The sequence below is a fragment of the Sphingomonas chungangi genome (genome assembly GCF_013778325.1).
Lineage (GTDB): Bacteria > Pseudomonadota > Alphaproteobacteria > Sphingomonadales > Sphingomonadaceae > Solisphingomonas > Solisphingomonas chungangi.
In genome coordinates this window covers 261290-273096 of record NZ_JACEIB010000006.1, presented here as the reverse complement: position 1 = coordinate 273096, position 11807 = coordinate 261290, and the positions used below count along the sequence as shown (strand labels likewise).

Here is an 11807-nt window from a genome sequence, read left to right as displayed (position 1 = left end):
GTCGAAGGCGATGAGCTGAAGGATCGTCGATTTTTTCCGGGATGAGACTTCACCCGGCCTGATGGACATGGGCCCATGACGGCGCGCGCTTCGTTCAGGCAGCTCGCAACAAGGATATCATCATGAGCCGCGACCACGACATCTCCGTCCTGAACGGACTGACGACGACGACCCTCGACAGCATGAAGGGCTATGAGGATGCGGCCAAAGATGCCGAAAGCACCCGCTTTGCCTCGATGTTCGCCGACTTCGCCCGCGACCGTGGCGAAGCTGCCCGCGCACTGCAGGCCGAAGTAACCCGCCTGGGCGGTACGCCCGAGACCGGCAGCAGCTTCCTGGCCGCCGCCCACCGGACGTTCCTCGACCTGAAGCAGGCCTTCACCGCCAAGAGCGACAAGGCGATCATCGCCGAGGTCGAGCGCGGCGAAGACCATATCAAGGCGAAGTTCGAATCCGCTCTGGAGGATGGCGACCTCGAGCCTCAAACCACCGCCGTGATCCGCGAGGCATTCACTTCGGTGCGCGCCGGCCACGACCAGATGAGCGCCATCAAGCACAGCATGGCATGAGCATCCGGCCAGGACGGCACCAAAAAGGTGCCGCCTTGGCCGATCGCCGTCGCCACCCTTCCAGCAGAGGCGGCACCATGCACCTGACGATCCATCACGAAACCCGCTACCGATATGCGCGGCCGGTCACGCTCCAGCCGCACGTCCTGATCATCACGCCGCGCGACGGTGGCGACCTCACCACGATCAGCAGGTCACTGCGGTGCGAGCCCCACGCAGACGTCGCCTGGAGCCTCGACGTCGTCGGCAATCTGATCGCGACCGCGACTTTCGCGGAGCCGACGTCCGAACTTTCGATCATCGCCGAGGCCACCATCGAGCACCGCGCTCCGGAATGGCCGATATTTGCGATCGAGCCTTCGGCCCACTTTTATCCCTTCGCCTATTCGCTCGACGAGATCATCGACCTTGCAGCACTCGCGCAGCCCGACTGGCTGACGCCGGGCGGCGATCAGGTCGGAACCTGGGCCAGGAGCTTCGTCATGGTGGCGGGCACCGACACCCTAACGCTGCTCAAGGATCTCAACGCGGGCCTGCTCCAAGCCATCACCTACCGGGTCCGCGACGAGGAAGGCACGCAGTCTCCCGCCGAGACGTTGACGCAGAAGAGCGGCTCGTGTCGCGACATCGCCGCCCTCTTCATCGAGGCAGCACGCCACCTGAATTTCGGCGCGCGCGCGGTCTCGGGCTATTTGATCGAGGACGGCCAATCGCAGGACGATGGCGGCGCGACTCACGCCTGGGCGGAAATCTATCTGCCGGGTGCCGGCTGGATCGCCTTCGACCCGACGCATAATCGTGTCGGCAGCGCGCACCTGATCCCCGTCGCATTCGCACGGACCAACCGCCAGATCATGCCGGTGTCCGGCGGCTATCTGGGCGCCGCCGCGGATTTCGCATCGATGGACGTGATCGTGCGGGTCCAGCCTGAGGAAGGACGGCTCCTCGCCACACAGTAATCGCCCTGCGCCGGCCCAGGCCACCGCTCGGACGCGATCTCGCCCCCAGGTCCGAAACCCCTTGCCAGCGGGGCAAGCGGGCCCGCGCGATGTGTTGGGACGTTGACGCAAGGATATCCGAAAACAGGAGAGATCGTGATGACCGACAATCCAGGCCGCGGCCCCGCAGATGATGGACCCCACGCCATGCCGCACGTCCGCGACGCCCAGGATGCGGACGACCACGCCGCGCTCGACAAGGATCCGACAAATGCCGAGGCGATCACCGACATCGCCAATGACGAGAGTTTTCCGGCGTCCGATCCACCGTCGCACACCGCCCCGAACCAAAGCGAGCCAGCAATATCGTCAGGCTATGACGAGAAATCCGAGGCCAGGATCGCTCGCCAGCGGGTCAGCGATGCGCGCGTGGAAGAGGACGAGCCGCACCTGACCGAAACGGAAGCGAGCGGTGGCAAGAAGCTCGGCACGATGCGCTACGTGCTCGGCCTTTCGCTCGTCGCGATCATCCTGATCTTCGCGGTCATGCTGCTCCTCAACCGTTGATCCACAAAATCCCTCGCGCGCCGCGACGCGCATTCTATCAAGGCGAAGGCCGCGAGACCGCCCGGGCATCGAGATGGGGGAATGCGTGATGGGATGGCAGACGCTTGCCGATGCGACACCGCCGGTTGGCCGGCCGTTGCGGGTGCGGATCGCGGAGAGTGACGAGCCGGTGATTGCATTCCTCGCAGCCGACGGCGTCTGGTATTCCGGCAGCGCCCTCGTCCAAAGCGCCGGAACCTTGCTCAGTGCCACGCCGCTTGCATGGTGCGAGCTCGACGGAGAGGATGCTCTTTGATCGGTTGGTCCCGATAATCGGGCAAGGATCGAAAATCCGAAAATTGTGCAGTGCAACATGATCCGGAAGGGTCTAGGCTGCTCCGGTGGCGTGGGGCCGCTGTTGCCGGAGACGAAGATGCGCCGCATGTCCGATACGATCGCCCGCCTGGCTGCGGCTGCGTCATCCAGCCCGTGGGGGCCTGCCAACGGACCCTCGAGGCTGGAGGACTTCACCGACTTCGGCACAAATCCCGGCGCCCTCAGGGCGCATGTCCATGTCCCCGCTCAGCTTCAGCCGGGCGCGTCGCTCGTCGTCGTCCTGCATGGCTGCACGCAAACGGCGGCAGGTTACGACCAGGCCTCGGGCTGGTCGGACCTGGCCGACCAGCAGGGCTTCGCCCTGCTCTATCCCGAGCAGAGCCGCGCCAACAATGCCAATGGCTGCTTCAACTGGTTCGAGCCCGCCGATGCCGCGCGAAACCGTGGAGAAGCCCTGTCGATCCGGCAGATGATCACAAGCGCAGTCGAACGGCTGTCGCTCGATCCGACGCGCATCTTCATCACCGGCCTGTCGGCGGGCGGCGCCATGGCGGCAACGATGCTGGCGGCCTATCCCGAGATCTTCGCCGGGGGCGCGATCATCGCCGGCCTGCCTCATGGCGCGGCAAACGGCATGGTCCAGGCGTTCGACCGGATGCGCGGCCATGGCCTACCGACACCGGCGAGGCTCCAGGAATTGCTGCTAGCAGCGTCGGACCATCGCGGGCCTTGGCCGCGGATCGCGGTCTGGCACGGCAGCGCCGACAGGACGGTCAGCGCCGACAATGCGACCGCAATCGTCGCTCAATGGCGAAGCGTGCACGGCCTGACCGACAAGCCCACCGCGGTCGATCTGGTCGGCCAGGTCCCCCGGCGCATGTGGCAGGGTCCAGACGGCCGTGTCCTCGTCGAGGAATATATAGTGCCCGGCATGGCCCATGGCACGCCGCTCAAGACGTCGGGGACCGACGCTTACGGATCGAGCGCACCGTTCATGCTCGATGTGGGCATTTCCTCGACTCTGCATATCGCGGCATTCTGGGGTTTGGCCGAGGCCGCTGCCGAACGCGGCGCGCCGGCCGCCGCGCCCGCCAGGGGCGAGCACGTCCCTGCCCGCGTCGAGCCCCGCCGGCTTCATGGGCAACGGGTCGCCCCGGATGGTGCGCGCGCACCGGCAGGCGTCGGCAAGGTCATCGAGGACGCCCTAAGGGCGGCGGGCTTGATGAAATAGTCCTCTCCCGCGCGACGGGGACAACTCGATGTGGATCGCCGACGCGCCGACCGCGCGGCCGACGGTTACGCGTTGCACGCTTATTCGCGACGGCGTCTCAGAGCCCGGCTTTCTCGATCGCGGCGGCAAGTTCGGCGTCCATCGAATCGCCGGACTTGGGCGTGAGCCTAGAGAGGATCGTCTGGACCCGGCTCTGCGCGACCTGCAGCGTCTTATGGCGCACCTGGCGCGTGAGGTTCGTCCGCCAGGACCGGCTGCCGCCGAGCAAGCCCGCCCATTTGTCTTCCTCGGCGGCAAGTGCCGCCAAAGCGAGACGCAGGCCGTCTCGCCGGCCCTGGGCATAATCGTCACTCACCAGACGCTCCCGCATGATCCTTCGCGATAGCTTTGGCCGATCCCGAACCGTTTGTCCCGGATGGCGGCTTATCGGCCCGGCAAGTTGGGAACCAGTGCCGGTCCATTTCCGCCATTGCGCGCTCATGAAAGCGCGGGTCCGCACAAGCCATTTTCCGTCTCGATGCGTTCAGACGTCGAGGGAGATGGACGTGCATGAAGACCCCAAGGATCGCGATACCGACTCTAATCGCGAGAAAGGACCCGCCGGTGTCGAGGAGCCCGATACCGACAGCGATCCCGGAGAGGAGATCGAGGAGAAAGGCGAGCCGTTCGACGGCAACTTCGCCTGACGCGCGGATTGGTCGCGACCCGAGGATCGTGGTGAAAAGGACTGAGCCATGAACGGCGACCGGCTCGACCAGTGGACGGACAAGCTCGTCCGTTACGTCCGGTCGGGACTGCCCGACCTGACCAATCGCCAGATGGCGATGGTGCTGCTGATCTATCGGACCGACGGACCGCACACCGTTCGCGGCATGGCCAAGGTCCTGGCGGTGACCAAGCCCGTCGTGACCCGTGCGCTTACGACGCTCTGCAAGCTGGGCCTTGCACGCCGCGAGATCGATACCGCTGATCGTCGCAGTCTCTACATCAGGCCAACCGAGGCCGGAACGGCCTTTCTTCGCGATCTGGATAGCATGACGAGTCCTTTGCCCAATGGTGGCAGCGCCCGCTTGGCGATCGGGTCAGACGGCAAAAGCCGATCGTGATTGATACCCGCGCGGTTCAGTGCTGATCGGCGGCAGCATTCCTGATCCTTCATTCGGGCAGCAGGCTTTCGCAGGATTGCGGACCTGATATGTTCCGTCGCGATGAGTGTCATGATCCCGTTACAGGAAGGTCCCGGAGCCGCCCCGTGCGCGCCGGCGCCCGTTGTCCCCGATTTCGTGGTCGTCGATGTCGAGACGGCCTGCTCGCGGGTGAGCAGCATCTGCCAGATCGGCGTCGTCGGCTTTCGCGCAGGCCAGGAGATCTTCGCCTACGAAACGCTGGTCGATCCGTGCGACGACTTCTCGCCCTTCAACACCCGTATCCACGGGATCAGGCGCGAGCATGTCGGGGGCCAGCCGACCTTCGCAGACATCCACGCCGTTCTCGACGCGCATATGGCGGGTCGTATCACTGTCGCCCACTCCTTCTTCGACAAGGGCGCGCTTAGCGCCGCCTGCCGGGTCCATGCGCGCTCGGCCATCGAGACCACCTGGCTCGACAGTGTGCGCGTCGCCAAGCGCGCATGGCCGCAACTGTCCAGCCACCGGCTGAATGTCCTCTCCCATTATCTCGGGATCAGCCACAAGCATCACGATGCGCTGAGCGACGCGCGGGCGGCGGGCATCGTCGTCGTCCGCGCGATGGAGGAGACCGGGATCGACCTCGCCGGCTGGCTTGCGCCGGCTGCGAGCCGCTCGGGCCCCGCCCCCACACCCGCGGCGGAAGGGCCGCTGAAAGGCCACAAGATCGCGATGCTCGGCGCCGCGCGAGACGGGGCTCTGGCCCACACGCTGGCGCAGGCCGGCGCGCGAGTGGTCGCCTCGGTTGGAACGACGACGACGATGCTCGTCGTTGCAAGGGATCAACCCTTCGGCCGCTTTGCGCATGCAAGCCCGGTTTACCGGCGGGCCGAGGAGCGACGGCGGAGCGGCTCACCGATCGAGATCGTGGATGAGCAAACTTTGCGCCATCGCATCGGCGCCCCTGACGCGAACTCCTCGCCCACCGCCGACTGTTGAGCAGCAGCAACGTCATCGAAAGGCTTAGCCTGATCACTTTCCGAGCGTAATGCAGGCCACGAAGAGCGTCATACTTGCCGACGGCACCGCCGATCTGTGCTCGATCAAGGCACGTCCGGGCGGCACTCACGAGGCGAAGGGATCGGGCGTCGATTGCATCCAGCTGTTTCCTCGCACACCGCTGCTGCGAGTGCTCGACACCTGGGACCGATGTCTTATCGGGATCGACTCGTGAACCAGCTGCTATCCGGAGGTCGGCGGGATCACCTGCTTTTCGAGCAACGCTCCCCAGGCCGCCAGCGCTCGTTTTCGCGGTTCGAAGAGCTCGGATCGATTATAGATTCGCATCACCTTCGATGTCGTCGCGGTTGCCACATGGTTGAGAATCCGGTCGGCGACATGGGCATCCACACCCAAAACATCGCATGCGAGTGTGTTAAAACTGGTTCGCAGATCATGAAGCGTCCAGTGCGGCATCTCTACGGGATCTACGCCGCGCTCGGCGGCGCACTTGGTCCGGGCAGCAAGGATCTCCGCATCAAGTCGACGCTTGGCCTTTGAAAACCCAGAAACTGAGGTCTCGCCGGTCGTGCTGAAAACGAATTTCGAGTCTTTCGGCCGGTCAGGATGCTCAATCGCTTCCTTGATGATGGAGCGCGCAAGCGCGGACAGAGGCACCCGCAAGGCATTCGTTTTCTTTGTACGATCAGCCGGGAGGGTCCAGATCCCTTCCCCCGGTGTCCTGTCCGAGGCCAGGTCCAGCTCATCGAGCGGAATGGCTGCGTTTTCCTCCCGTCTCATCGGGAGGGCCATGCAAAGGCGATAGAGTTGCTGGAACGGATAATCGAGCTTCCCTGTAGCGGCCCATATCTCCTGGAGTTCCGCGATGGAGTGATAGCGATCGCGCGTATTCTCCTTGGAAGGCTTCTTGACCTTCGCCACCGGGCTCGACGCCAGCCACTCCTCATCGACGCACCAGTTGAAGAATGCACTCGCGTAAGCAAGCTGGCGGTTAGCCGAGGTCGGAGCGATCTTTGCGCGCTTTTTCAGAATCTGGACCACCTCGGCTCGCGTGATCGAGGCAGGATCGCGCGTGCTGAGGTCCTTGAGGAGCCCTTCGACACCATCGAGCGCCCGCCGCGTTGCAGCCCCACGCTTGTGATGAGCGAGAACCTCCTCCTCATATGTGTCGAGCAAATCCTTGAGGGTCTTACGGTTGCGCGCCGCTTCCTCCTCCGCCAACCGAACACGCTCGGCTTCCGCGCGCTCAGCCTCCTCCGCTTCCTGCTGCTGCCGTAGTTCGACGAGAGGATCGATCCCTTCGGCAAACTTCCGCTTCAAGGCTCTAGCGGCCTCGCGAGCATCGGAGAGCGCCATGCCACCGCCATCGCGCTCATAGCGCCCGATCGTGCGTCGCACCGGATGAGGGCTGGGCGGAAAGCGTCCGACCATGACGAACGTGATATGGGCGGCCTTACCTCGAAAGCGCCCCTCGCTGACGCTGACGTCGGTAACACGGACCCGAAGACCCTTCACGAGACTGTCTGCAACTTCATAGCGTTGCCCTGGCGATGCGGGCGCGAGATTGTCGAGTGCGAGTTTGGTTAGTTCGGTGGCCTTGCTCGTCATGGGCCTAAGCATAGCTGCTGGGCAACATCTGGGCAACATTTTCGAGGTGCTAGGGCGAGATCGCCCGAGACACCCTTGGACAATAAATCTCGTATTTTCAGTATATTAAGCTTTCGTTCCGATTCGGGCTGGACGGCTTGAGACCCCCTGAAACCCCTCTGGCGCTGACTCTTAATCAGCGGGTCCTTGGTTCGAGCCCAAGTGCGTCCACCAAAACTTTCCTAGGAAATCAAAGGGTTAGCGGAAGAACCGCTTGCTCAATTCGCGGTTTTTGTCGATTTGAGCGCCCCAAAAGAGGGCCGAACACACGTTTGAACACACGGCGGTCATCGTTAGGGGGCGACAAACACACAAAACTAAACACACGCCCTTGTCGGGCGCGATACGCGACTCGACATCAGCACAAGGCTCGCCCTGAAGCACAAGGCTCGCCCTGAAAAATCCGCAGTCGGCTTTTGGTCGATTTTAGCGATCAGATGGTGAACGACGGACGACAATCAGCGCTTTCAATCCTGATGCTCATTGGTGATACGCTTCACAGACGCCAACGCGATGGATCGAGCCAATGAAGATCGAAAAAATCGTCATCCACAATTTTCGCGGTATCGTCAGCGTCGAGGCTGAGAACCTCGGTGACACGATCATTATCGCCGGCCAAAACGGCTCTGGAAAATCCTGCATCTTCGATGCGATCCGGCTCCTCAAATCGACCTACGGTGGCTATCAGCAGAATGAGTGGCAACACTTTTTCGGTGAGTTTCAGATCCAGCTAACGGGCGGGGCAACCAACCTAAAAGGTTTGTTCAACGACGAAACCAAACCCTGCCACATCGAATGTCATTTCCGTCTTCGCGATAATGAGAAGGCGTACATCAACGGCCACGCCGCCGAATTGCTTGAGGCTACCATATGGCAAAGTGTGCTGCCGGAGGCTTTTCAATACGGCGGCTTTCACAAAGCGCTATTCGCAGCGCAATTTCGCGAGCGCCAGCCCGAGGTCACTCAGCGCGTGGTCAACGAGTTGCCGGGCCTCCTCGAAGAACTGGCCGCTCCATCACTGATTGGGGCGATCGAGATTCAGCCGGATGGCCGGGTTACGATAGCCGAATCTCGGCTCCTCGCCGTCGTGTTCAGCAACTATCGCCCAAGACAGATAGGCGTCATGGATTTTCACGGTGCCCAACGGCATTATGGTCGGGAAAACGTCCAAGGCATAAATCTTAATCTGGAAACAGCCAATCAGACTTATAGCCAAAGCAGTATCTATAATTACAATAATAAATATAATAACGTGAAGAGCGAAATGGCCGGGAATTACGTCAAGGAGCTATTGGCAGAAAAAGCTGGCCCTGTTGACGAAGGCTCTCCACAATCATTGACGGCAACACTCAAAGAGCTTTTCGAAGCGTTTTTTCCAGACAAAAAGTTTCTCGGGCCACGCCCTACAATCGAAGGCAGCTTAGCATTCCCCGTCCTAACGCAGTCTGGAACAGAGCATGATCTTGATGAACTAAGTTCAGGCGAAAAGGAAATCCTATATGGCTATCTCCGAATCCGGAGTTCAGCACCGCGTGACTCGATTATTCTACTCGATGAACCTGAACTCCATTTGAATCCTCGGCTAATTCGAGGGCTTCCGGAATTTTACAGGAAGCACCTTGGGGAAGCGCTTCAAAATCAACTTTGGCTGGTAACACACTCTGACGCGCTCATTCGCGAAGCGGTTGGAAAACCTGGATTTAACGTCTTCCATATGCTTCCTTGCGGCGCAGACGGCGCCCAAGACTCGCAACTTCGACCGCTCGTAGTTTCGGGCGATCTAGACTCGGTCCTCGCGGACTTGGTCGGCGACCTTGCTGCATACCGCCCCGGTGGGAAAGGGCTAATCTTCGAAGGAGGAGGAGATTCGGATTTCGACAAGACGCTTGCTGGTACACTCTTCTCCGAGGAACTGAGAGGTATCAATCTAATATCGGGGACAAATAAAGCCCGAGTGAAATTACTTCATGAAGTTTTGGAGCGCGCATACCAGAAAGGTGATGTTCCCACTAAGTTCTATGCCATTGTTGATCGAGATACAGACGGCCCGATGGCAGCCACCGATGCGGTAAACAGATTCTCGTGGGACGTGTATCATATAGAGAACTATCTTCTTGATCCGGAAGTAATAGCCCACGTCGTTAACGCGATTGATCCGCGCACGACAAAGGATGCCGATTCTATCCGAAAAGACCTAGAGAGTGCCGCTCGGCTGACTGTACCGGCCCTGCTAGTTCATCGTATTCGGTCGTTAGCCAACGCACGCCTCGTGCGATCCATTGATCTTGGATTTTCGCCGGATACTCTAACCGTCGCACACGACCTCTCCGGAGCAATTGGCCGCTCAATGACAAGAATGCAGAACGAAATCGCATCCGGGCTATCTGAATCTGCGCTGCTCGCGGAGGAGCAAGCAATCCGTGTAGAGATCGAGCAGTCATTTTCTGATGGCACATGGATAAAAAATCTACCGGGCAGGGAGATTTTGCGGGAGTTCGCCAAGGCTTCTTCGCTATCCATTGGATACGAGGTTCTACGGAACCTAATCGTCAGCCGCATGGCTGAGCTAGGCGTTAAGCCTGAGGGGATGGTAGCCGTAATCTCGAAGATCGTTAACGATTAACTTTCAAAAATCCGAATTAAGTGAACAAAGAAAGCTGCCTGCATTCTCTAACTTTGAGATTTTCTAGGAATTTTGCCCACGCTTCAAGCGCCTCCCTCTTATCCTCATAATAATCGTACCGATTGTATATACCCGGCATCCCAGACAGTTTGTGATTAGTCACCGAGAAAATAGTATCGCGGGGAAAACGCCGCTTATACTGATCGCGGATGCCGTGCATCCTTGTGATAAATGTGCGCCTTAGATCATGAAGCACCCAATGATCGATCTCGCTGCCATCTTCCGCTGCCAATTCGCGCATGGCTGATTGAAAGCTCCTAACGGCCTTTGAAAAACCGCTCATCCCCTTCCCGCTCCTGCCCATAGTCGGCCAAACTAATTGACTGTCCCCTCGGGCCACGCGCCGGTCCTTCAACATCTCCACCATGATTGCTGGGAGAGGAAGGACGAGTTCGCGCTGATTTTTTGACCTCTCGGCGGGGAGTATCCAATTCCCTTCTGGCTCCAATTCTCTCAACTCATCCCATCTCATTTCGAAGGCTTCCGCTCTTCGGCATCCAGTATGGAGAATGAACTTTACCGGCTCCGCGTATAATGACGTAGAATCGTTCAAAACTTTCATCAGTAACGACAACTCATAATCATTCAGGACTCGCTTTCGCGAACGCGCACGACCAAATCGCGGAAGATCACGAGCGACGTTCGCTTCGAGATGGATTAAATGTCGACCATGTCTCGTGCACCATTGAAACCAGTGGATAAGATGACACCGAATGCGATTGGATTGAATCGGCGCGGTCACTGCCTTCTGACTCAGAATCGGAATCAGATGCTCGAACTCGACCTCCGATATAGGCATCGACCCGATGCGTGGTGAAACCTCCCGATCGTAGATGCGTTTCTTCTCCGGCCATGTCTTGTTCCAAGCGCGGCAATAGTTTTCGATGTAGAGTTCGAATGCACGATCGCATGTCATGGTGCGCGATTGGCGCTCCCGCTGTTTCGCTCTTCGCTGTTCCGCAACCTCGTTCCGCCCCGCCGCCCGTTCCGCTGTTATGTTGCGTGCTTTGGCACGGGCAGTCTTCGTGTCGCAGTATGGAAAAATGCCGAGCGTCATCTTCTCTGGCCGTCCATCGATACGACCACGCCACAGCCACGTTTTCCGATCCGATGGATGCACGATTAAGAACAGGTGGTCGCATTCGCGATCGGCTATCGTGCGTCGTCGGACACCCGACTGCAGCCCTTCGACACGGAGGTCGTTGAGCGTCATGACATCTAGCGCGGACCTGCTCACCGGCCAAACTCGTTTCGGAGTTGCAATGACATAGGGACCGTTCGGTCCGTGGCCCTAATCATCTCGCCGCCCTCGTGCCCTTGCAGTGCACATCTGGGGCACAGGACTACATTCCGGCTCTTAACAACCGCTTTATATCTGATTTTGCGATGTTTTCGGACTTGGAGCACCTGATTTTTCGTCAGGTGGTCTACTTAAAAATCGCCGTTTTCCGTGCCCCGAAAAGCCCTCTTAATCAGCGGGTCCTTGGTTCGAGCCCAAGTGCGTCCACCATTTTTCCGATGAAACAGACTGTTACAAAAGGCGAGCGGATTGGGCGTTGCGCTGCGGACTGCTTGGCAAACATTGCCAATCACGGCGAACACTCCGATGAAGAGGAAGAGCTTTTCCGGCATGGCCTGCTCGATCGCTCGTGCGCTGAACAAGGGGCGTTCTCAAAATCGCCCGCCACCGTGAAAATCTGAATATCGTCT

At 59.9% G+C, this 11807-nt stretch carries 14 protein-coding genes; 11 read left to right on the top strand and 3 right to left on the bottom strand.

Annotated features, from left to right (window positions below):
* Nucleotides 1–122 precede the first annotated feature (122 nt).
* The 5 genes from HZF05_RS09555 to HZF05_RS09535 all read left to right on the top strand — a co-directional run bounded on the left by HZF05_RS09555 (nt 123) and on the right by HZF05_RS09535 (nt 3620).
* Nucleotides 123–569, top strand: coding sequence for a ferritin-like domain-containing protein (locus HZF05_RS09555; RefSeq protein WP_160365837.1), 447 nt, complete (start codon nt 123–125; stop codon nt 567–569).
* Nucleotides 570–646: 77 nt separating this feature from the next.
* The gene (locus tag HZF05_RS09550) at nt 647–1528 is read left to right on the top strand and encodes a transglutaminase family protein (RefSeq protein WP_160365836.1); all 882 of its coding nucleotides are present in this window, start codon (nt 647–649) and stop codon (nt 1526–1528) included.
* Nucleotides 1529–1666: 138 nt separating this feature from the next.
* Nucleotides 1667–2074, top strand: a complete 408-nt coding sequence (locus tag HZF05_RS09545; RefSeq protein WP_181638834.1) for a hypothetical protein — start codon at nt 1667–1669, stop codon at nt 2072–2074.
* A gap of 88 nt (nt 2075–2162) precedes the next feature.
* Nucleotides 2163–2369 (top strand): hypothetical protein, encoded by a 207-nt coding sequence (locus HZF05_RS09540; RefSeq protein ID WP_160365835.1) that lies wholly within the window; start codon nt 2163–2165, stop codon nt 2367–2369.
* 126 nt (nt 2370–2495) lie between these two features.
* The gene (locus HZF05_RS09535) at nt 2496–3620 is read left to right on the top strand and encodes an extracellular catalytic domain type 1 short-chain-length polyhydroxyalkanoate depolymerase (RefSeq protein ID WP_343046862.1); all 1125 of its coding nucleotides are present in this window, start codon (nt 2496–2498) and stop codon (nt 3618–3620) included.
* A 97-nt stretch (nt 3621–3717) separates the two neighbouring features.
* Here the strand turns inward: HZF05_RS09535 and HZF05_RS09530 are convergent, their stop codons facing one another.
* On the bottom strand, nt 3718–3975 hold the full coding sequence (locus HZF05_RS09530) for a hypothetical protein (RefSeq protein WP_160365833.1): 258 nt from the start codon (nt 3973–3975) through the stop codon (nt 3718–3720).
* A gap of 190 nt (nt 3976–4165) precedes the next feature.
* Here HZF05_RS09530 and HZF05_RS09525 point away from each other — a divergent pair, with 190 nt between their 5' ends.
* The 4 genes from HZF05_RS09525 to HZF05_RS09510 all read left to right on the top strand — a co-directional run bounded on the left by HZF05_RS09525 (nt 4166) and on the right by HZF05_RS09510 (nt 5981).
* Entirely contained in the window at nt 4166–4306 is a 141-nt protein-coding gene (locus HZF05_RS09525) for a hypothetical protein (protein WP_160365832.1), read from the top strand.
* 48 nt (nt 4307–4354) lie between these two features.
* A complete protein-coding gene (locus HZF05_RS09520; protein ID WP_160365831.1) occupies nt 4355–4726 on the top strand; it encodes a MarR family transcriptional regulator in 372 nt (123 codons plus the stop codon).
* A gap of 111 nt (nt 4727–4837) precedes the next feature.
* A complete protein-coding gene (locus tag HZF05_RS09515) occupies nt 4838–5746 on the top strand; it encodes an exonuclease domain-containing protein (RefSeq protein WP_160365830.1) in 909 nt (302 codons plus the stop codon).
* Between the two features lie 49 nt (nt 5747–5795).
* Entirely contained in the window at nt 5796–5981 is a 186-nt protein-coding gene (locus HZF05_RS09510) for a hypothetical protein (RefSeq protein WP_181638833.1), read from the top strand.
* 8 nt (nt 5982–5989) lie between these two features.
* On the opposite strand, the gene HZF05_RS09505 is transcribed toward HZF05_RS09510, so the two are convergent.
* Nucleotides 5990–7375 carry a site-specific integrase gene (locus HZF05_RS09505; protein ID WP_160365829.1) on the bottom strand — a complete coding sequence of 462 codons (1386 nt, stop codon included), beginning with the start codon at nt 7373–7375 and terminating at the stop codon, nt 5990–5992.
* A 565-nt stretch (nt 7376–7940) separates the two neighbouring features.
* Between HZF05_RS09505 and HZF05_RS09500 the strand changes: the two genes are divergently transcribed.
* Complete coding sequence (locus HZF05_RS09500) at nt 7941–10037, top strand: AAA family ATPase (RefSeq protein WP_160365828.1); 2097 nt, start codon at nt 7941–7943, stop codon at nt 10035–10037.
* 16 nt (nt 10038–10053) lie between these two features.
* Here the strand turns inward: HZF05_RS09500 and HZF05_RS09495 are convergent, their stop codons facing one another.
* Entirely contained in the window at nt 10054–11310 is a 1257-nt protein-coding gene (locus HZF05_RS09495) for a tyrosine-type recombinase/integrase (RefSeq protein WP_160365827.1), read from the bottom strand.
* 173 nt (nt 11311–11483) lie between these two features.
* On the opposite strand from HZF05_RS09495, the gene HZF05_RS09490 reads away from it, so the two are divergent.
* Complete coding sequence (locus HZF05_RS09490; protein WP_160365826.1) at nt 11484–11798, top strand: hypothetical protein; 315 nt, start codon at nt 11484–11486, stop codon at nt 11796–11798.
* Nucleotides 11799–11807: the final 9 nt, after the last annotated feature.